At 61.7% G+C, this 19,184-nt stretch carries 18 protein-coding genes; 9 read left to right on the plus strand and 9 right to left on the minus strand.

What is annotated here, in order from left to right:
• Window positions 1–324 precede the first annotated feature (324 nt).
• Together rhtA and N4Q37_RS17525 are read left to right on the plus strand one after the other, a co-directional pair.
• Complete coding sequence (rhtA, locus tag N4Q37_RS17520; protein ID WP_260960567.1) at window positions 325–1,212, plus strand: threonine/homoserine exporter RhtA; 888 nt, start codon at window positions 325–327, stop codon at window positions 1,210–1,212.
• Window positions 1,213–1,380: 168 nt separating this feature from the next.
• Window positions 1,381–1,662 carry a hypothetical protein gene (locus N4Q37_RS17525; protein ID WP_260960574.1) on the plus strand — a complete coding sequence of 94 codons (282 nt, stop codon included), beginning with the start codon at window positions 1,381–1,383 and terminating at the stop codon, window positions 1,660–1,662.
• A 55-nt stretch (window positions 1,663–1,717) separates the two neighbouring features.
• On the opposite strand, the gene N4Q37_RS17530 is transcribed toward N4Q37_RS17525, so the two are convergent.
• The 4 genes from N4Q37_RS17530 to N4Q37_RS17545 all read right to left on the minus strand — a co-directional run bounded on the left by N4Q37_RS17530 (window position 1,718) and on the right by N4Q37_RS17545 (window position 5,047).
• Complete coding sequence (locus tag N4Q37_RS17530) at window positions 1,718–3,526, minus strand: aminopeptidase P family protein (RefSeq protein ID WP_260960577.1); 1,809 nt, start codon at window positions 3,524–3,526, stop codon at window positions 1,718–1,720.
• Between the two features lie 61 nt (window positions 3,527–3,587).
• Entirely contained in the window at window positions 3,588–4,202 is a 615-nt protein-coding gene (locus N4Q37_RS17535) for a LysE family translocator (RefSeq protein WP_260960587.1), read from the minus strand.
• A 102-nt stretch (window positions 4,203–4,304) separates the two neighbouring features.
• Window positions 4,305–4,565 carry a lipoprotein gene (locus N4Q37_RS17540; RefSeq protein ID WP_260960603.1) on the minus strand — a complete coding sequence of 87 codons (261 nt, stop codon included), beginning with the start codon at window positions 4,563–4,565 and terminating at the stop codon, window positions 4,305–4,307.
• Between the two features lie 116 nt (window positions 4,566–4,681).
• Window positions 4,682–5,047 (minus strand): antibiotic biosynthesis monooxygenase, encoded by a 366-nt coding sequence (locus tag N4Q37_RS17545; RefSeq protein ID WP_260960605.1) that lies wholly within the window; start codon window positions 5,045–5,047, stop codon window positions 4,682–4,684.
• 96 nt (window positions 5,048–5,143) lie between these two features.
• Here N4Q37_RS17545 and soxR point away from each other — a divergent pair, with 96 nt between their 5' ends.
• Window positions 5,144–5,596 carry a redox-sensitive transcriptional activator SoxR gene (gene soxR / locus N4Q37_RS17550; protein WP_260960616.1) on the plus strand — a complete coding sequence of 151 codons (453 nt, stop codon included), beginning with the start codon at window positions 5,144–5,146 and terminating at the stop codon, window positions 5,594–5,596.
• A gap of 105 nt (window positions 5,597–5,701) precedes the next feature.
• A complete protein-coding gene (locus N4Q37_RS17555; RefSeq protein WP_260960618.1) occupies window positions 5,702–6,163 on the plus strand; it encodes a VOC family protein in 462 nt (153 codons plus the stop codon).
• A 69-nt stretch (window positions 6,164–6,232) separates the two neighbouring features.
• Here N4Q37_RS17555 and prpF read toward each other — a convergent pair whose 3' ends face one another.
• The 5 genes from prpF to N4Q37_RS17580 form a co-directional block, all read right to left on the minus strand.
• On the minus strand, window positions 6,233–7,426 hold the full coding sequence (gene prpF, locus N4Q37_RS17560) for a 2-methylaconitate cis-trans isomerase PrpF (protein WP_260960629.1): 1,194 nt from the start codon (window positions 7,424–7,426) through the stop codon (window positions 6,233–6,235).
• 65 nt (window positions 7,427–7,491) lie between these two features.
• The gene (acnD, locus tag N4Q37_RS17565; protein WP_260960639.1) at window positions 7,492–10,083 is read right to left on the minus strand and encodes a Fe/S-dependent 2-methylisocitrate dehydratase AcnD; all 2,592 of its coding nucleotides are present in this window, start codon (window positions 10,081–10,083) and stop codon (window positions 7,492–7,494) included.
• 108 nt (window positions 10,084–10,191) lie between these two features.
• On the minus strand, window positions 10,192–11,319 hold the full coding sequence (gene prpC, locus N4Q37_RS17570; protein WP_260960659.1) for a bifunctional 2-methylcitrate synthase/citrate synthase: 1,128 nt from the start codon (window positions 11,317–11,319) through the stop codon (window positions 10,192–10,194).
• A 41-nt stretch (window positions 11,320–11,360) separates the two neighbouring features.
• Window positions 11,361–12,251, minus strand: a complete 891-nt coding sequence (gene prpB, locus N4Q37_RS17575; RefSeq protein WP_260960661.1) for a methylisocitrate lyase — start codon at window positions 12,249–12,251, stop codon at window positions 11,361–11,363.
• Window positions 12,248–12,961: a GntR family transcriptional regulator gene (locus N4Q37_RS17580; RefSeq protein ID WP_260960663.1), complete on the minus strand. Its 714-nt coding sequence runs from the start codon at window positions 12,959–12,961 to the stop codon at window positions 12,248–12,250. Before N4Q37_RS17580 ends, prpB begins: the two co-directional genes overlap by 4 nt.
• A 287-nt stretch (window positions 12,962–13,248) precedes the next feature.
• On the opposite strand from N4Q37_RS17580, the gene rloA reads away from it, so the two are divergent.
• From rloA to N4Q37_RS17605, 5 genes are all read left to right on the plus strand, one after another.
• Complete coding sequence (rloA, locus tag N4Q37_RS17585; RefSeq protein WP_260960672.1) at window positions 13,249–13,785, plus strand: retropepsin-like aspartic peptidase RloA; 537 nt, start codon at window positions 13,249–13,251, stop codon at window positions 13,783–13,785.
• A 5-nt stretch (window positions 13,786–13,790) separates the two neighbouring features.
• A complete protein-coding gene (rloB, locus tag N4Q37_RS17590) occupies window positions 13,791–15,323 on the plus strand; it encodes an osmotic stress tolerance membrane protein RloB (protein ID WP_260960717.1) in 1,533 nt (510 codons plus the stop codon).
• Window positions 15,323–16,309 carry an alpha-L-glutamate ligase-like protein gene (locus tag N4Q37_RS17595; RefSeq protein WP_260960719.1) on the plus strand — a complete coding sequence of 329 codons (987 nt, stop codon included), beginning with the start codon at window positions 15,323–15,325 and terminating at the stop codon, window positions 16,307–16,309. The genes rloB and N4Q37_RS17595 overlap by 1 nt, the downstream gene beginning before the upstream one ends.
• 208 nt (window positions 16,310–16,517) lie before the next feature.
• Window positions 16,518–17,861, plus strand: coding sequence for an aminodeoxychorismate synthase component I (gene pabB / locus N4Q37_RS17600; RefSeq protein ID WP_260960720.1), 1,344 nt, complete (start codon window positions 16,518–16,520; stop codon window positions 17,859–17,861).
• A 222-nt stretch (window positions 17,862–18,083) separates the two neighbouring features.
• Window positions 18,084–18,827, plus strand: coding sequence for a phosphoadenylyl-sulfate reductase (locus tag N4Q37_RS17605; protein ID WP_260960722.1), 744 nt, complete (start codon window positions 18,084–18,086; stop codon window positions 18,825–18,827).
• Window positions 18,828–19,184 lie beyond the last annotated feature (357 nt).

Raw genomic sequence — 19,184 nt, forward strand, 5'->3', positions numbered from 1 at the left:
CGTCAGCGGGAGGCGAATTCTACAGCGTTACTCGCTGCTGTCAACACCTCTTTTTCAGCGCTTCCGGACTTCGATGAACTGAAGCCCTGCACCTTCGAAACTTACTTAACTCATTGAATTTCAAGGAGTTTTCCGTTTCGACTGCGCCGGAAGTGGGGCGAATTATAGAGATCCAGAATCTGCCGTCAACCCCTAATTTGGATTTTCTATCTATATCCTGCCATCAGCGTTTAAATCCGGCCGATATATAGACGCAGCAGCCCAGAATGCGCAGTATATTGCTCATACCTGCTCCTTTTGCTCTTTTCTGGATGACTTCCCGCAATGACAGCCTCACCTCGCAACCTGGCTTCCTCCTTGTTCCCGGTTGCCCTGATTCTAATAGCCATGGCCTCCATCCAATCCGGAGCCTCCCTCGCCAAAAGCATGTTTCCGGTCATAGGTGCACAAGGAACCACCACGCTACGGCTGATTTTTGCCAGCATCATCATGCTCATCTTGCTGCGTCCCTGGCGCGCCAAGCTCACAGCCCAATCCCTGCGCACGGTGATCGTCTACGGGATGGCGCTGGGCGGCATGAACTTTCTTTTCTACATGTCATTGCGCACCGTTCCGCTGGGGATTGCCGTTGCACTGGAATTCACCGGCCCTTTGGCAGTAGCGATCTACGCCTCACGCCGGGCCATCGATTTCCTGTGGATCGCCTTGGCCGTGGTCGGCCTGCTGCTGTTGATACCGACCGGCGCAACCCGTGCAGGCGTTGACTTGATCGGGGCGGGGTATGCGCTGGGCGCTGGTGTTTGCTGGGCGCTCTACATCCTGTTCGGACAGAAGGCCGGGGCGGACAATGGCGTGCAGACCGCCGCATTGGGCGTCATGATCGCCGCCCTGCTCGTCGCGCCGATCGGCCTCGTCCACGCGGGCTCCGCACTGCTCACACCGAGCCTCATTCCCATTGCCATTGGCGTCGCGATCCTGTCCACCGCCCTGCCCTACACCCTGGAGATGATCGCCCTGACTCGAATGCCAGCCCGAACCTTCGGCACCCTGATGAGCATCGAGCCGGCATTCGGCGCCTTGTCGGGATTGGTGTTCCTTCAGGAATACCTGTCCCTGGCCCAATGGGCAGCCATTATCTGCATCATCCTTGCGTCGGTTGGCGCAACACTGACCATGAATGCCCGTGCAAAGCCCGTCGTGCCGGCGGATTGAGGCAGACTTGAACTTAGCTCTGGCATTTGCCACGCATTTAAGCCATGTTTAGGCCGGTAACCTAATGTCAGCCATGGATTTTTTCATACAGGACGTCATGAACGCTTCAAGCAAGAGCGCGCACAATCGTACGTGGACATGAGATTTGCGGCGATTATAAGGACGGGAATGAAACGAATTTTGCTATTGGTCGTCGTGCTGGCAGTGACGGGTTGTGCGGCGACAACGAAAACTGAAGTCAAGCGTGGCAAAAAAGGCTTGCACATCGACTGCTCCGGCTTGTCCTCCTCATGGGGTCAATGCGCTGCCAGCGCGGCCAATTCATGCGCTCCCAAGGGCTACAAAGTGATCGCAAAATCGGGGGACTCCGTCGAGGAACCCGGAGACTACCCCTTCGGACTCAATCCAGCCGGCTATACAAGCCGCAGCATGATCGTCATCTGCAAATAGTCAGCGGGCGATCCCCGCTGACTATTACTGTACTCGTCCATGAGTCCGCAGCGGGTCAGATTGCCATTGTCCGCTCATTCAACCATTGCAAGGCATCGCCCTCCAGCAATGGGCTCAATCGGCGCCGCACCTCAGCGTGGTAGGCGTTGAACCAGTCTTTTTCTTCCCGGGTCAGCAGCGAAGCCTCCAGGCAGCGGGTGTCGATCGGGCACAGGGTAAGGGTTTCGAACTCAAGGAACCCTCCAAACTCACTATTCCCCGCCTCGCGGTTCAACACCAGGTTCTCGATGCGCACGCCCCAACGGCCAGGACGATAAGTACCCGGCTCGATGGAAGTGATCATGCCCGGCTGCATAGCCGTCTGGGGGGCGGCAGCGGCTTGATAGGCGATCACCTGCGGGCCTTCATGGACATTGAGGAAATAGCCGACGCCGTGACCGGTGCCGTGACCATAATCCACCTGCTCGGCCCAGATCGGCGCACGGGCAATGGCATCCAGCAAGGGCGAGAGTATGCCCCGTGGGAATTTGGCGCGGGACAAGGCGATCACGCCCTTGAGCACACGGGTGCAATCGCGCTTCTGCTCAGCAGTGGGCGTTCCCACCGGCACCATGCGGGTGATGTCAGTGGTCCCGCCCAAGTATTGGCCGCCTGAGTCGATCAGCAACAAACCGTCACCTTCGATGACGGCGTGGGCCTCTGGCGTCGCGTGGTAATGGGGCATGGCGCCATTGGCGTTGAACGCGGCGATGGTATTGAAGCTCAAGGAAACAAAATCCGGTCGGCGAGTACGGGCTGCGGTCAAGTGTTCATCGATCGTCAGCTCGGTAATGCGTTCGCGTCCCCAGGCACTTTCCAGCCAGGCAAAGAACTCACAAAGCGCAGCCCCGTCCTGCTCCATGGCACGACGGATATGCTCGGCGTCGGCCAGGCTCTTGCGAGACTTGGCCAGCGTCGTCGGGTTGAGCCCCTCGATCAGCTTTACATCGCCCCCCAGGTTATCCAGCAAACCAACGGTGACCCGCGCCGGATCGATCTGCAGGCTCGCCCCACCGGGCACTTCCCGCAATGCACTGGCCGCTTCGCTGTAGTCGCGCAGGCGCACACCGTCCTGTTCGAGAACGGCGCGCAGTTGCGCATCAACCTTGTCCAGTGCCACGAACAGCGTCGCCTGTTGCTGATTGATCAAGGCGAAGGAAACGAACACCGGATTGAACGACACATCCGCGCCACGCAGGTTGAACAGCCAGGCAATGTCGTCCAGGGTCGCGATGAAATGCCAGTCGGCGCCACGCTCCTTGAGGGATTGGCGCAGCGTGGATAGTTTCTCGACGCGACTGACGGTCGCCTGGGGTGGCAGGTGTGCGTACACCGGTTGATCGGGCAAGCCGGGGCGGTCGGTCCAGACTTCCTTGAGCAGATCGATGTCGGTACGCAATCGCGCACCGCGCTCCTCGAGTAGGGAACCGAGGGTACGGGCCGACGCCACGGCCATGACGGCGCCGTCGACCGCGACCACCGCACCTTCAGGCGTCTGCTCGGCCAACCAGTCCAATGGACCAGGCTGACCTGGAACCAGCTTGACCAACTCGATGCCACTGCCTTCGAGTTCCTTGGTGGCCTGCTCCCAATAGCGGCTGTCGGCCCAGACCCCGGCGAAATCGCCGGTCACGATCAACGTGCCCACCGAGCCATGGAAGCCCGACAACCATTGCCGCCCTTGCCAATACCCCGGCAAGTACTCCGACAGGTGCGGGTCAGCCGATGGCACCAACAACGCATGCACGCCCTCGCGGTGCATCAGTTCGCGGATTTGCGCCAGGCGCTGGGGAACCAGTCCGTGGATCAAAGGCTCGGTGCTCATCGTTTCTCCTGCTTATCAATTATTCAGCGAGCTTAGCAGGCATCGCGTCGAAGCTCAGCACTCAACTGAGGCTTTCGAGCATCAACGGGTACAGCGAAGCGACCAGCAGCAACGCCATGCCCCAGTTGAACACCCGCAGCCAGCGGCGATCACGCAACAAGCTGCGCAACAGGCTGCCGCAAACCACCCACACGCTGACGCTCGGCAGATTGATCAAGGCAAACACCGCCGCGATCACCACCACATTGAAGAAGTAGCCTTGAAGCGGTGTGTAGGTGCTGATGGCACCGATGGCCATGATCCAGGCCTTGGGGTTGACCCACTGGAAGGCGGCCGCGCCCCAGTAGGTAATCGGCGTGCTTTTCCCCGCCTGGTTTTCCGAGACCGGGCCGGAGCGGGCAATTTTCCAGGCCAGGTACAACAAGTACGCCGCGCCGACATAACGCAGGACCGTGTACAGCAACGGATAGGTCTGGAACATCGCGCCCAGGCCAAAGCCCACCGCCAGGACCAGGGAAAAGAAGCCGCAGGTGATACCCAGCATGTGTGGAATGGTGCGGTTGAAACCGAAGTTGACGCCGGAGGCCAGCAACATGGTGTTGTTGGGGCCAGGCGTGATCGACGTCACCAGGGCAAACAGGGCAAAGCCCAGCAACAGGTCAATAGAGAGGGTCATGGCAGGTCTAATCCATCGGGCGGTCAGTCAAGCCATGACCCTACCCCACGTCCCGATCCAAACCTATGAACAGTCAGGCAAAACTTCGAGCAGTACAGTCTCTCAACTTGAGCGGCCTGGCTGTTGCACGACCTGCTCGGCGCTCATCTGGCCGTGCTCGTCGAAAGCCGTGTTTTTTTGCGCCGTGCCGAGCAGTTCGGCTTTTTTCGCATGGTACTCATCGAACGACAGGCCCCTGCGGTTCAAGGCTTCGAGGGCCAGTTCCCGGGTTTCGTCGGCGGTGTAGGGGCGCAACTCCGGAGACGAAGCGGCACAACCACTCAAGACGGCGGTCAGCAACAAAACAACAAGGGTACGGTTCATGGCGAGTGTCCGGGCTTCTGGCGTTGGGCGATGAACAAAGGCTACGCCCCGGCCCTGCACAGCAGAAATCAACCCTCTCGATAGTGGCTATTGCCTTTGCGGATCAACCGCTGAGCTCAGCCGACCACCGGACAATGCAGCGCGTCATCCAGGCTGCGCTCGATACTGCGCAGCACCTGGAACGAGCCGAACGTCACGGCTTTGGCTCGATGGGCCTGGATCAGCCGCCAGAAGCCCTGCTCGCCATGTTCGAAACTTTGAAGTGCCGCCTCACCGGCTTCGCGGGTCTGCCACTGCAAATAATTGAGTACGCGCCGACCGTCCTCGCTGGCCTGGACACTGGCACTCAGGAACCCCCGGTGGTCCCGAGCCAAGCGCTCGGTCTGCTCCGACAAGGCCGTTACCAGTGCCTGCTGCCATTGAGGTTCGATCTCGAATTCCATCAGTTGGGTGAAGCTGCGATTGTTCCTGGGCGATTGCATGAAAGGTCCCCTATGCAGGTAAGGCGGATCTTGCGATCCGAAAGTGTGCAGGGTAAAACCTCTAGTTAAGTCAAGGTCAAGCAGTGAATCGAAGCGATGACGCAGATCGATGTCCACAAGGAACTCACCGTCGGCCAAGTGGCCGCCCGCAGCGGCGTGGCGGTCACGGCCCTGCACTTCTATGAAGCCAAGGGGCTGATCAAAAGCACGCGTAACCAGGGCAACCAACGCCGTTACCCACGAGGCGTGTTACGCCGCGTGGCGCTGATCAAGGTCGCCCAACGCTTGGGCATTCCCCTAGCGGAAATCGGCGAGGCGTTGAAGAGCCTGCCGGACGACCGCGCGCCCACGGCCGCCGACTGGCAGACCTTGTCGGCGCAGTGGAGCCGGAACCTGGACGAGCGCATCAACCAATTGATCGCGCTGCGTGACCGACTCGATGGTTGCATCGGCTGCGGCTGCCTGTCGATGGAAGGCTGCCCGTTACGCAACCAGGGCGATGTGCTGGGCCAGCGCGGACCAGGCGCGCACTTGCTGGATGAACCGTAAGGACGTTCGTCGGGACGCAAGCCCATCCACGGTCGCAGGCCTATAGTGGATTGGCGCAAATGGACGAAGACCCTCTTCGCCTCCCATACAACAAGGAGAAACGTCATGGGCGTCAAAGCCATTCCCGAAGGTTTCCAGAACATCACGCCCTATCTGGGCATTCAAAAAGCTGCCGAAGCCATCGACTTTTATAAAAAAGCCTTCAATGCCACCGAGGTCATGCGCCTGGCGATGCCTGATGGTGGCGTAGGACATGCCGAGCTGCGGATCAATGGTTATCCGATCATGCTCGGCACACCGTGCGATCAAGGCCCACTGAAAAACCCGGACCAATCGCCATCGGTCGGCCTGCATCTATACGTGGAGGACGTAGATCGCGCCTATGCCCAGGCCATTGCCGCCGGCGGCACGGTGATCTCCGAGGTCAAGGACCAGTTCTACGGTGATCGCACCGGGGCCCTCAGGGATCCGTTCGGGCATGTGTGGTTCCTGGCGACGCACAAGGAAGACCTGAGCCAGGAGCAGATCGAGCAACGGGCCAGAGAAATGTTCCAACAGCAAGGCTGACCCACCCTTGCTCCCGCTGGCTGCAGCTTGTGGAAGCTCGCCCCCACAAGCTGCAGTTGAGCCTGACTGTCACCCCAGGACATCTCCCGGCACCCGCACATACCCTTCCATCAACACCCGCGCGCTGCGGCTCATGATGGCTTTGTTCACAGTCCATTCGCCGTTGACCTGGCTGGCCTCGGCGCCGACACGCAAGGTGCCGGACGGATGGCCGAAGCGCACGGCGTTGCGCTCGGTGCCGCCGGCCGCGAGGTTGACCAACGTGCCGGAAATCGCGGCGGCCGTGCCGATGGCGACGGCGGCGGTGCCCATCATCGCGTGGTGCAGCTTGCCCATGGACAGCGCCCGCACCAGCAGGTCGACGTCCTTCACCACCACGGCTTTACCGCTGGATGAAAGGTAATCCGCCGGTGGCGCGACAAACGCCACTTTCGGCGTGTGCTGGCGCTGGGCGGCTTCGTCCAGGTGCTTGATCAGCCCCATGCGCAAGGCGCCGTGGGCACGGATGGTTTCGAACATCGCCAGGGCCTTGGGGTCACCGTTGATCGCACCCTGCAACTCGGTACCGGTGTAGCCGACGTCCCGGGCATTGATGAAAATCGTCGGGATGCCCGCGTTGATCAAGGTTGCCTTGAGCGTACCCACCCCCGGCACTTCAAGATCATCCACCAGATTGCCGGTGGGGAACATCGAACCGCCGCCGCCCTCTTCGTCGGCTGCCGGGTCCATGAATTCCAATTGCACTTCGGCCGCCGGAAAGGTCACGCCGTCGAGTTCGAAGTCACCGGTTTCCTGCACCGCACCATCGGTAATCGGCACATGGGCGATGATGGTCTTGCCGATGTTGGCCTGCCAGATCCGCACCACCGCCACGCCGTTATGCGGGATGCGAGCGGCATCCACCAAACCGCTGCCGATGGCAAACGAACCCACCGCCGCCGACAGGTTGCCGCAGTTGCCGCTCCAGTCCACGAAGGGCTTGTCGATGGACACCTGGCCAAACAGGTAATCCACGTCATGGTCGGCCCGGGTGCTCTTGGACAGGATCACGGTCTTGCTGGTGCTGGACGTCGCGCCGCCCATGCCATCGATCTGCTTTTCGTAGGGGTCGGGGCTGCCGATTACCCGCAGCAACAGGGCATCACGTACGGCACCCGGAACGCGGGCCGCTTCGGGCAGGTCTTGCAGGCTGAAGAACACGCCTTTGCTGGTGCCGCCCCGCATATAAGTCGCGGGAATCTTGATTTGAGGCGAGTGAGCCATGGTGCTCTTGCTCCATAAAAGCCAGCGGCCAAAGGACTCAGGTTCCTTTGGCCGCACGCAGAGGTTTAGACGGCAACCGCCGATTCGAGGAAGTCCTGGGCAAAGCGTTGCAGCACGCCACCGGCCTCGTAGATCGATACTTCCTCGGCGGTGTCGAGGCGGCAGGTCACCGGCACTTCGACGCGCTCGCCGTTCCGGCGGGTGATGACCAGGGTCAGCGTCGCCCGTGGCGTGCGTTCGCCGATCACGTCATAGATTTCGCTGCCGTCGATACCCAGGGTCTTGCGGTCGGTGCCGGGCTTGAACTCCAGCGGCAGCACGCCCATGCCCACCAGGTTGGTGCGGTGGATGCGCTCGAAACCTTCGGCGACGATCGCCTCGACACCCGCCAGGCGCACGCCCTTGGCTGCCCAGTCCCGCGACGAGCCCTGGCCGTAGTCGGCGCCGGCAACGATGATCAACGGCTGCTTGCGCTCCATGTAGGTCTCGATGGCTTCCCACATGCGCATGACCTTGCCTTCCGGCTCGACCCGGGCCAGGGAGCCCTGCTTGACCTTGCCGTTTTCCTGAACCATTTCGTTGAACAGTTTCGGGTTGGCGAAGGTGGCGCGCTGCGCGGTCAGGTGGTCGCCCCGGTGCGTCGCGTAGGAGTTGAAATCCTCCTCCGGCAGGCCCATTTTCGCCAGGTACTCACCGGCGGCGCTGTCCAGCATGATCGCGTTGGACGGCGACAGGTGATCGGTGGTGATGTTGTCCGGCAACACCGCCAGCGGGCGCATGCCCTTGAGCGGCCGCGCACCGGCCAGCGCGCCTTCCCAGTAGGGCGGGCGACGGATGTAGGTGCTTTGCGGGCGCCAGTCGTACAGCGGCGTGACTTTCGGCCCGGTGTCTTCCTGGATGGCGAACATCGGGATGTACACCTGGCGGAATTGTTCCGGCTTGACCGCCGACTTGACCACCGCTTCGATTTCCTCGTCGCTCGGCCAGATGTCCTTGAGGCGGATTTCCCGGCCGTCCACCACGCCCAGCACATCTTTCTCGATGTCGAAACGAATGGTCCCGGCGATGGCATAAGCGACCACCAGCGGCGGCGATGCGAGGAACGCCTGCTTGGCGTACGGATGGATGCGCCCGTCGAAGTTGCGGTTGCCCGACAGCACGGCGGTGGCGTACAGGTCGCGGTCGACGATTTCCTGCTGGATCACCGGGTCCAGCGCACCGGACATGCCATTGCAGGTGGTGCAGGCGAACGCCACCACGCCGAAGCCCAGCTTCTCAAGCTCAGGCGTCAGCCCGGCCTCGTCCAGGTACAGCGCCACGGTTTTCGAACCTGGCGCCAGGGAGGATTTGACCCACGGCTTGCGCACCAGCCCCAGGCGATTGGCGTTGCGCGCCAAGAGGCCTGCGGCGATCACGTTGCGCGGGTTGCTGGTGTTGGTGCAACTGGTGATGGCGGCGATGATCACCGCGCCATCGGGCATTTGCCCGGGTACCTCGTCCCACTGGCCGGCGATTCCCTTGGCAGCCAGGTCCGACACCGCGACACGGGCGTGCGGGTTGCTCGGGCCGGCCATGTTGCGCACCACCGACGACAGGTCGAAGGTCAGGCCGCGCTCGTACTGCGCGCCCTTGAGGCTGTCGGCCCACAAGCCCACCTGCTTGGCGTAGGTTTCCACCAGCTGCACTTGCGCGTCTTCGCGGCCGGTGAGTTTCAGGTAATCGATGGTTTGCTGGTCGATGTAGAACATCGCCGCCGTGGCGCCGTATTCCGGGGCCATGTTGGAGATGGTCGCGCGATCGCCCAGGGTCAGGGCCCGGGCGCCTTCGCCGAAGAACTCCAGCCAGGCGCCGACGACTTTTTGCTTGCGCAGGAATTCGGTCAGCGCCAGCACCATATCGGTGGCGGTGATGCCCGGTTGCAGCTTGCCGGTCAGTTCGACGCCGATGATCTCCGGCAGGCGCATCCACGAGGCACGGCCGAGCATCACGCTCTCGGCTTCCAGGCCACCGACGCCGATGGCGATCACCCCCAGGGCATCGACATGGGGGGTGTGGCTGTCGGTGCCGACGCAGGTGTCGGGGAATGCCACGCCGTCACGCTGCTGGATCACCGGGGACATTTTTTCCAGGTTGATCTGGTGCATGATCCCGTTGCCTGGCGGAATCACGTCGACGTTCTTGAAGGCCTTCTTGGTCCAGTTGATGAAGTGGAAACGGTCTTCGTTGCGCCGGTCTTCGATGGCGCGGTTCTTGGCGAACGCCTGGGGGTCGAAGCCCGCGCTTTCCACCGCCAGGGAGTGGTCGACGATCAGTTGGGTCGGCACCACCGGGTTGACCTGCGCCGGGTCGCCGCCCTGCTGGGCGATGGCGTCGCGCAGGCCGGCCAGGTCCACCAGGGCGGTCTGGCCGAGGATGTCGTGGCACACCACCCGCGCCGGGAACCAGGGGAAGTCCAGGTCACGCTTGCGCTCGATCAATTGCAACAGCGACTCGCCCAGCGTCGCCGGCTCGCAGCGTCGCACCAGGTTTTCCGCCAGCACGCGGGAGGTGTACGGCAGGCCGTCGTAGGCGCCGGGGCGGATGGCCTCCACGGCCCCGCGAACGTCGAAGTAATCCAGTGCAGTGCCAGGCAGCGGTTTGCGAAATTCTGTGTTCATCGTCAGGACTCGGGTCACGGTGGTTTCAGGAGGGTTACGCGGTGACTGAAGGAACCGCTCCCACGCGGGGTTGGCGATTCCTTCAACGGTTGCGCCTGCTCCTCCAGCTCAGCGTTGTTCGATTGGCACGAACTTGCGCTGTTCGACGCCGGTGTATTCGGCGCTCGGGCGGATGATGCGGTTGTTGGCCCGTTGCTCGAACACATGGGCGGCCCAGCCGGTCAGGCGCGAGCAAACGAAGATCGGCGTGAACAGCTTGGTCGGGATGCCCATGAAGTGGTACGCCGAGGCATGGTAGAAATCGGCGTTGGGAAACAGTTTCTTCTGCTCCCACATGGTCTTGTCGATGGCTTCGGAGACCGGGAACAGCACCGTGTCGCCCACTTCATTGGCGAGTTTTTTCGACCAGCCCTTGATCACCTCGTTGCGCGGGTCGTTGTCCTTATAGATCGCATGGCCGAAGCCCATGATCTTGTCCTTGCGCGCCAGCATGCCGAGGGTGCCGTCGACGGCGTCCTGCGGTGAACTGAAACGCTCGATCATTTCCATCGCCGCTTCGTTGGCGCCGCCGTGCAGTGGGCCGCGCAACGAGCCGATGGCCGCGGTGATGCAGGAGAACAGGTCCGACAGCGTGGAAGCGCAAACCCGGGCGGTGAAGGTCGAGGCGTTGAATTCGTGCTCGGCGTAGAGGATCAGCGATACGTTCATCACCTTGACGTGCAGCTCGCTCGGCTTCTTGCCATGCAGCAGGTGCAGGAAGTGGCCGCCGATGGAAGGCTCGTCGCTTACGCAGTCGATGCGCAGGCCTTCATGGCTGAAGCGATACCAGTAGCACATGATCGCGGGGAACACGGCCAGCAGGCGGTCGGTCTTGTCGTGCTGCTGGGAAAAATCCTGCTCGGGCTCCAGGTTGCCCAGGAACGAGCAGCCGGTGCGCATCACGTCCATCGGATGGGCGTCGGCGGGGATGCGCTCCAGTACCTCCTTCAGGGCCTGGGGCAAATCGCGCAACTGGCGCAGCTTGCCGATGTAGGTGTCCAGCTGGGTCTGGGTCGGCAGCTCGCCGTACAGCAGCAGGTAGGCCACTTCTTCGAATTGAGCGTCCGCCGCCAGGTCGCGGACGTCGTAGCCGCGATAGGTCAGGCCGGCGCCCGACTGGCCTACGGTGGACAATGCGGTCTGCCCGGCCACCTGGCCACGGAGTCCGGCGCCACTGAGTACTTTTGCTTCGGCCATTTGCTTGTCTCCATTTCTTGAATTTGTAGGGGAGTCGCGCCTTACTTCTTCGCGGCGAACAACGCATCGAGCTTCTGCTCGAAGGTGTGGTAGTCGATACGATCGTAAAGCTCCATGCGGGTCTGCATGGTGTCGATGACATTCTGTTGCGTGCCGTCGCGGCGGATCGCGGTGTAGACGTTCTCGGCCGCCTTGTTCATGGCGCGGAAGGCCGACAGCGGGTACAGCACCAGCGACACGTCGGCGCCGGCCAGTTGCTCGGTGGTGTACAGCGGGGTGGCGCCGAACTCGGTGATGTTGGCCAGGATCGGCGCCTTCACGCGGCTGGCGAACAGCTTGTACATCTCAAGCTCGGTGATCGCTTCGGGGAAAATCATGTCGGCACCGGCCTCGACGCAAGCGGCCGCGCGGTCCAGAGCCGATTCCAAGCCTTCCACGGCCAGGGCGTCGGTGCGGGCCATGATCACGAAACTGTCATCGGTGCGGGCGTCGACGGCGGCCTTGATGCGATCGACCATCTCCTGCTGCGAGACGATTTCCTTGTTCGGCCGGTGACCGCAACGCTTGGCGCCGACCTGGTCCTCGATATGAACGGCCGCCGCGCCGAACTTGATCATCGACTTGACCGTGCGGGCCACGTTGAACGCCGAGGAACCGAAACCGGTGTCCACATCCACCAGCAGCGGCAGGTCGCAGACGTCGGTGATGCGACGCACGTCGGTAAGCACGTCGTCCAGGCCGGTGATGCCCAGGTCCGGCACGCCGAGGGAACCGGCTGCGACACCGCCGCCCGACAGGTAGATCGCCTTGAAACCGGCGCGCTTGGCCAGCAATGCATGGTTGGCGTTGATGGTGCCTACCACCTGCAGCGGATGCTCGGTGGCGACCGCATCGCGAAAGCGCTGGCCTGGCGTGCTCTTGCTGGAACTCATGACTCACCTCGTTCAGTGGTGGCGCTGTCCTGGTAATGACGCGCGATGTTGCGTTTGGAAGCGCCGATGTGCCGGCGCATCAATAATTCAGCCAGTTCGCCATCACGGTCGGCGATGGCATCGAGAATCCGGTGGTGCTCGGCAAAGGCCTGGCGCGGGCGGTTGGGCGTGGTGGAGAACTGGATGCGGTACATGCGCACCAGTTGGTACAACTCGCCGCAGAGCATTTGCGTCAGGGTACGGTTGCCGCTGCCCTGGATGATCCGGTAGTGGAAATCGAAATCGCCTTCCTGCTGGTAATAGCCGACACCGGCCTGGAACGCCGCATCGCGCTCATGGGTTTCCAGCACTTGGCGCAACTCGTCGATTTCTTCCACGGTCATGCGCTCGGCCGCCAGGCGGCAGGCCATGCCTTCCAACGATTCGCGGATTTCGTAGAGCTCCAGCAGCTCGGCGTGGCTCAGCGACACCACCCGGGCGCCGACGTGGGGTACGCGCACCAGCAGGCGCTGGCCTTCCAGGCGATGGATCGCCTCGCGCAGCGGCCCACGACTGATGCCATAGGTGCGGGCCAGCTCGGGTTCGGAGATTTTGCTGCCGGGGGCAATTTCACCCTTGACGATGGCGGCCTGGATACGCCGGAAGACGTTCTCGGACAAGGTCTCCGAGTCGTCCTGGGCCATCACTGTGGCTTCGAGCTGATCGAGCATATTGTCGACACCTTTGAAATCAATACGGCAAAAACTACCCAATAGACATCGATACGTCAAAACAAAAAACGATATTGTCGACAATCGTCTAATAGGGTACGCCGATGACCAGCCGTCCACCTTCCCTCGATAGCCGCCGGCCAGCGGTGGCGTCAGAAAACCACCGTGCTAGAATGCCGCCGCTGTTGCCCCTCTCCTTTTATAGAGGACAGAGAAGGCCCCCGAAGGAGCTTGTGCAGTAATGCCAGGGCCCGACCCGATACACGGAACGCTGCGCACCAGGATTTATGACACTCAAGCCCTTATCTGCCGCTTTTTATTTCTTGTGCCTGCCGGGGCTTGCCGTGGCGGGTGAAAAAACCGTGTACGGCCTCAACGAATACGCCACCTTGCAGGGCATCGACCTGGAGGTGGCCGCCAAGCTCGATACCGGCGCCAAGACCGCCTCCCTCAGCGCCCGGGACATCAAGCGTTTCAAGCGCAACGGCGAATCCTGGGTGCGGTTCTACCTGGCCATCGACGCCGCCCACTCGCACCCCATCGAACGCCCCCTGGCCCGGGTCAGCAAGATCAAGCGCCGCGCCGGCGACTACGACCCGGAAGAAGGCAAGAAATACACGGCCCGGCCGGTCATCGAACTGGACATCTGCATGGGCTCGGCCCTGCGCAGCATCGAAGTGAACCTGACCGACCGCAGCGCCTTCCAATACCCGTTGCTGATCGGCTCCGAGGCGCTCAAGCGCTTCGACGCGCTGGTCGACCCCAGTCTTAAATACGCTGCTGGCAAACCCGCCTGCGCCAATGCCGCTCAAATCGCAGAGTAATTCCAATGCGCTCGCTTACCCTCCATTTGAAAATGCTGATCGCCATCCTGGTGGTGCTGGGCCTGTCGGTGACGGCCTATCAGATTTTCGTGCTCGGCATCCCGGTGACCGAAGACGCCACCGACGACCTGTGGAACATCGACGCCAAGGTCGAATTCGTGCCCAACGCCAAGGATCCGGTGAAGATCCAGATGTTCGTCCCACCCTTGAGCCGCGACTATGTCAGCCTCAACGAGAGCTTCATCTCCAATAACTACGGGGTGGCGGTCAACCGGGTCGACGGCAACCGCAAGGTGACCTGGTCGGCCCGTCGGGCCAAGGGCAACCAGACGCTGTACTACCGCCTGGTGCTGACCAAGCGCTACAGCGCCGAAAAGACCAAGATCAAGGGCCCGACCTTCCGTGACAGCATCGCCGTCGAAGGTCCGGAAAAAATTGCCGCCGAGGCGCTGCTCGCGCCGATCCGCCAACACTCGGCCGACGTCGAGACCTTCATCAGCGAAGCCATCAAGCGCGTCAACAACCTCAACGACGACAACGTCAAGCTGCTGCTGGCCGGCGACCAGACCTCGGCCCACAAGGCGAAAATCGTCGAGCTGGTACTGTCCATCGCCCACGTGCCGGTGGAAAAGGTCCACACCATCCGCCTGGTGGCCGACCAGCCGCAAACGCCGGAGCTGTGGCTGCGCAGTTTCAACGGCACCGACTGGTTGTACTTCAACCCGGACACCGGCGAACAGGGCCTGCCCACCGACCGCCTGCTGTGGTGGACCGGCGATGAAAACCTGATCACCGTCGATGGCGGCAAGAAAGCCACCGTGACCTTCAGCATGAACAACAGCGAAATGAACGCCATTCGCCTGGCCAAGCTGACGGACGAGAACACCGACGCCAACTTCCTCGAGTACTCGCTCTACGGCCTGCCGCTGCAAACCCAGCAGACCTTCATGATCATGGTGATGATCCCGATCGGCGTACTGGTGATCCTGATCCTGCGCAACCTGATCGGTTTGCAGACATTGGGTACCTTCACCCCGGTACTGATCGCCCTGGCCTTTCGCGAGACCCAACTGGGCTTCGGCATCATCCTGTTCACGCTGATCACCACGCTGGGCCTGTCGTTGCGCTCCTACCTCGAACACCTCAAGTTGCAGATGCTGCCAAGGCTTTCGGTGGTCCTGACGTTCGTCGTGGTGCTGATTGCCGCCATCAGCCTGTTCAGCCATAAGCTGGGCCTGGAGCGCGGTCTGTCGGTGGCCCTGTTCCCGATGGTGATCCTGACCATGACCATCGAGCGCCTGTCCATCACCTGGGAAGAGCGCGGCGCCGGCCATGCGATGAAAGTCGCCATCGGCACGCTGTTCGCCGCGTCCCTGGCGCACCTGATCATGAGCGTGCCGGAACTGGTGTACTTCGTGTTCACCTTCCCGGCGATCCTGTTGATCCTGGTGGGCTTCATGCTGGCCATGGGTCGCTATCGCGGCTACCGCCTGACCGAGCTGGTGCGGTTCAAGGCCTTCGTCAAGGCTGACTCCTGATGTTCGGCCTCTGGAAGACCTGGAAGGCCCTGGAAGCCCGGGGCATCATGGGCATCAACCGGCGTAATGCCGACTACGTGCTCAAGTACAACAAGCGCAGCCTGTACCCCATCGTCGATGACAAGATCATCACCAAGGAACGGGCCATCGCCGCCGGCATCCATGTGCCGGAACTGTACGGAGTGATCTCCACCGAGAAGGAAATCGACAAGCTCGACGAGATCATCGGCGAGCGCACCGACTTCGTGATCAAACCGGCCCAGGGCGCTGGCGGCGACGGCATCATCGTCATCGCCGACCGTTTCGAGGGCCGCTACCGCACGGTGTCCGGCAAGATCATCAGCCATGAGGAAATCGAGCACCATGTCTCCAGTATCCTCACCGGTCTGTATTCCCTGGGCGGACACCGTGATCGGGCGCTGATCGAATATCGAGTCGTGCCGGACCAGATCTTCAAGAGCATCAGTTATGAAGGCGTACCGGACATCCGCATCATCGTGCTGATGGGCTACCCGGTGATGGCCATGCTGCGCTTGCCGACGCGCCAGTCCGGCGGCAAGGCCAACCTGCACCAGGGCGCCATCGGCGTGGGCATGGACCTCGCCACCGGCCTGACCCTGCGCGGCACCTGGCTGAACAACATCATCGCCAAGCACCCCGACACCACCAACGCGGTGGATGGCGTGCAACTGCCTTACTGGGACGGCTTCATGAAACTCGCCGCTGGCTGCCATGAGCTGTGCGGGCTGGGCTACATCGGCGTCGACATGGTGCTGGACCAGGAAAAAGGCCCGCTGATCCTGGAACTCAATGCCCGCCCTGGCCTGAACATCCAGATCGCCAACGACTGCGGCCTGACCCTGCGTACCCACGCGGTGGAAGCACGCCTGGAAGAACTCAAGGCCCGGGGCGTGGTTGAAACCGTGGAACAACGGGTGGCGTTTGCCCAGGAGTTGTTTGGGCATATTCCGCCGGTCGAGGGTTGATCCAAAAATCAGTCATACACGACTGTGGGCTTGCCCGCGATGAAGACGCCTCGGTTCAAGGTTAAACCGCGTTAACTTCATCGCGGGCAAGCCTTGCTCCCACAATCCCATAGCCAGACACTTACCCATCTCCGACATCCCTCTAGGTGCAAATCCTACAGAGGGATTACAATCGCCCCCCCGCCTGAACGGCTGACCCACCCCGCCCATGCCAACCTGCTCCGTACACCCGCTGCCCTACCGTGCCAACCCCGCCGAGTACTTCACGGCGATCCGCCATGCCCCTGGCAGCGTGCTGCTCGACAGTGGCCGACCGAGTGCCGAACGCGGTCGCTACGACCTGCTCAGTGCCTGGCCACTGGAGCAATTGGCGGTGCTGCCGAACGAGCGCGGCGGCGACTTCCTGCAACGTTTGCGCAACCAACTGACCCAGCTGGGTGAAGCGGTATTGCCTGCCACGGTGCAATTACCCTTCGCCGGTGGCCTGATCGGCTACTTGAGCTACGACTTTGGCCGACACCTCGAAGCGCTGCCATCCCACGCCGTGGACGACCTGCAACTGCCCGATGCGCGTTTCGGTGTATACGACTGGGCGTTGGTCACCGACCACCAGGCCGGCACCAGCCAACTGGTGTTCCATCCCCATTGCGGCGAAAGTGAACGCCAGCGCCTGATCGCCCTGTTCACCCCGACCGTTGCCACGCCTGTTGGCGCGTTCAGCCTCACCGGCCCTATGGCGCCCGACCTCAGCGCCGACGCCTATCGACAGGCGTTCGAACGCATCCAGGCGTACATCCAGGCCGGAGACTGCTACCAGGTCAACTTCGCCCAACGCTTTCGCGCGCCTTGCCAGGGCGACGCCTGGGCTGCTTACCTGGCGCTGCGGGCGGCCTGCCCGACGCCGTTTTCCGGTTTCCAGAGCCTGCCGGACGGCGGCGCGGTGTTGAGCCTGTCGCCGGAACGCTTCGTCAAGGTCAGCGAAGGCCATGTGGAAACCCGGCCCATCAAGGGCACCCGGCCCCGTGGCGTCACGCCCGGCGAAGACGCGGCCCACGCCGCCGAGCTGTTGGCCAGCCCCAAGGATCGCGCCGAGAACCTGATGATCGTCGACCTGCTGCGCAACGACCTGGGCCGCACCTGCCGCATCGGCTCGGTGCGGGTGCCGGAGTTGTTCAGCCTGGAAAGCTACCCGAACGTGCATCATCTGGTCAGCAGCGTGACCGGCGAACTGGCCGACGACAAAGACGCCCTGGACCTGATCGCCGGCAGCTTTCCCGGCGGCTCGATCACCGGCGCACCGAAAATCCGCGCCATGCAGATCATCGACGAACTTGAACCGACCCGGCGCGGCCTCTATTGCGGCTCGTTGCTGTACCTGGATGTGCGCGGGGAAATGGACAGCTCCATCGCCATCCGCAGCCTGTTGGTCAAGGATGGGCAAGTGTGTTGCTGGGGCGGCGGCGGGATTGTCGCGGACTCGGATTGGGCGGCCGAGTATCAGGAGTCGATTACCAAGGTGAAGGTACTGCTGGAGACCTTGCAGAACCTCTAAAGCATCGCGGGCAAGCCTTGCTCCCACAGGCTGATGTCGTGTCCCTGTGGCAAGGCTTGCCCGCGATGACGGTGTGTATTGGTTATGCGAACAGCGGTTTGCCAACACAAACCTTCACCGGTGTACACGCAACGCACAGGGGCGCGCCAGCCCCGACAGCATTTGTTACCATCGGTCCCATATAGAGCGCACAGCGCCGCCGACCTGTAGGAAACCGCCCTGATGAAGCCATCATTTGACGTCGTGGAACTCGCCACCACCTATGCCAACAAGTCCGCCCAGGACATCCTCAAGCTGGCCTTCGCCGAATTCGGCGATGACCTGTGGATATCTTTCAGCGGCGCCGAAGACGTGGTGCTGGTGGACATGGCCTGGAAACTGAACAAGAACGTCAAGGTGTTCAGCCTCGACACCGGCCGCCTGCATCCTGAAACCTATCGCTTCATCGATCAGGTGCGCGAGCACTACAAGATCGACATCGAAGTGATCTCGCCGGACCATACGAAACTCGAGCCGTTCGTGAAGGAAAAAGGCCTGTTCAGTTTCTACAAGGACGGCCATGGCGAATGCTGCGGCATCCGCAAGATCGAACCACTGCGCCGCAAGCTGAGCGATGTCCGCGCCTGGGCCACCGGCCAACGTCGCGACCAGAGCCCCGGCACGCGCAGCCAGGTGGCGGTGCTGGAAATCGACACGGCGTTTTCCACCCCGGAACGCACCCTGTACAAATTCAACCCGCTGGCGCAGATGACCAGCGAGGAAATCTGGGGCTACATCCGCATGCTGGAGCTGCCGTACAACAGCCTGCATGAGCGCGGCTTCATCAGCATCGGCTGCGAACCCTGCACCCGCCCGGTGCTGCCAAACCAGCACGAACGCGAAGGACGCTGGTGGTGGGAAGAAGCCACACAGAAAGAATGCGGGCTTCACGCCGGCAATATCATCGCCAAAGCCAAGTCCGTATAACCCCGCCGTACTTCTGTACACAAAAATGTCACCTCAGGTGCCATTTTTGTGTGCAGTCACACCGCTAATGCCCTGAAAAGTTACACCCTCTCCCTTTCCCCACCCGCTTTTCTTTTCCCTCATCTTGTCCAGAAAAATAAATACCTGTTCAAACGGTCAATTTATAAAGCTTGCATTTCAATCAGTTACTTATTCTCCATAACGAAACGAAATTAGCCCTGCCGCAGATAGATCGATAAGTGGCACAGTTCTGGCTTTAGCCGACTCGTGTTTTGTATACAAACCTAACAAAACCTACACACACTTTAGATCCGACAGTCTGAAGCGCCCTATCCCGTACAGGCTGCAGATACCCCA

Source organism: Pseudomonas citri, assembly GCF_025336485.1.
In the GTDB taxonomy this organism is placed as follows: domain Bacteria; phylum Pseudomonadota; class Gammaproteobacteria; order Pseudomonadales; family Pseudomonadaceae; genus Aquipseudomonas; species Aquipseudomonas citri.

Coding starts and splice junctions, on each gene's coding strand:
- rhtA (WP_260960567.1), top strand. CDS start 325: ATGACAGCCTCACCTCGCAACCTGGCTTCCTCCTTGTTCCCGGTTGCC.
- N4Q37_RS17525 (WP_260960574.1), top strand. CDS start 1,381: ATGAAACGAATTTTGCTATTGGTCGTCGTGCTGGCAGTGACGGGTTGT.
- N4Q37_RS17530 (WP_260960577.1), bottom strand. CDS start 3,526: ATGAGCACCGAGCCTTTGATCCACGGACTGGTTCCCCAGCGCCTGGCG.
- N4Q37_RS17535 (WP_260960587.1), bottom strand. CDS start 4,202: ATGACCCTCTCTATTGACCTGTTGCTGGGCTTTGCCCTGTTTGCCCTG.
- N4Q37_RS17540 (WP_260960603.1), bottom strand. CDS start 4,565: ATGAACCGTACCCTTGTTGTTTTGTTGCTGACCGCCGTCTTGAGTGGT.
- N4Q37_RS17545 (WP_260960605.1), bottom strand. CDS start 5,047: ATGCAATCGCCCAGGAACAATCGCAGCTTCACCCAACTGATGGAATTC.
- soxR (WP_260960616.1), top strand. CDS start 5,144: ATGACGCAGATCGATGTCCACAAGGAACTCACCGTCGGCCAAGTGGCC.
- N4Q37_RS17555 (WP_260960618.1), top strand. CDS start 5,702: ATGGGCGTCAAAGCCATTCCCGAAGGTTTCCAGAACATCACGCCCTAT.
- prpF (WP_260960629.1), bottom strand. CDS start 7,426: ATGGCTCACTCGCCTCAAATCAAGATTCCCGCGACTTATATGCGGGGC.
- acnD (WP_260960639.1), bottom strand. CDS start 10,083: ATGAACACAGAATTTCGCAAACCGCTGCCTGGCACTGCACTGGATTAC.
- prpC (WP_260960659.1), bottom strand. CDS start 11,319: ATGGCCGAAGCAAAAGTACTCAGTGGCGCCGGACTCCGTGGCCAGGTG.
- prpB (WP_260960661.1), bottom strand. CDS start 12,251: ATGAGTTCCAGCAAGAGCACGCCAGGCCAGCGCTTTCGCGATGCGGTC.
- N4Q37_RS17580 (WP_260960663.1), bottom strand. CDS start 12,961: ATGCTCGATCAGCTCGAAGCCACAGTGATGGCCCAGGACGACTCGGAG.
- rloA (WP_260960672.1), top strand. CDS start 13,249: ATGACACTCAAGCCCTTATCTGCCGCTTTTTATTTCTTGTGCCTGCCG.
- rloB (WP_260960717.1), top strand. CDS start 13,791: ATGCGCTCGCTTACCCTCCATTTGAAAATGCTGATCGCCATCCTGGTG.
- N4Q37_RS17595 (WP_260960719.1), top strand. CDS start 15,323: ATGTTCGGCCTCTGGAAGACCTGGAAGGCCCTGGAAGCCCGGGGCATC.
- pabB (WP_260960720.1), top strand. CDS start 16,518: ATGCCAACCTGCTCCGTACACCCGCTGCCCTACCGTGCCAACCCCGCC.
- N4Q37_RS17605 (WP_260960722.1), top strand. CDS start 18,084: ATGAAGCCATCATTTGACGTCGTGGAACTCGCCACCACCTATGCCAAC.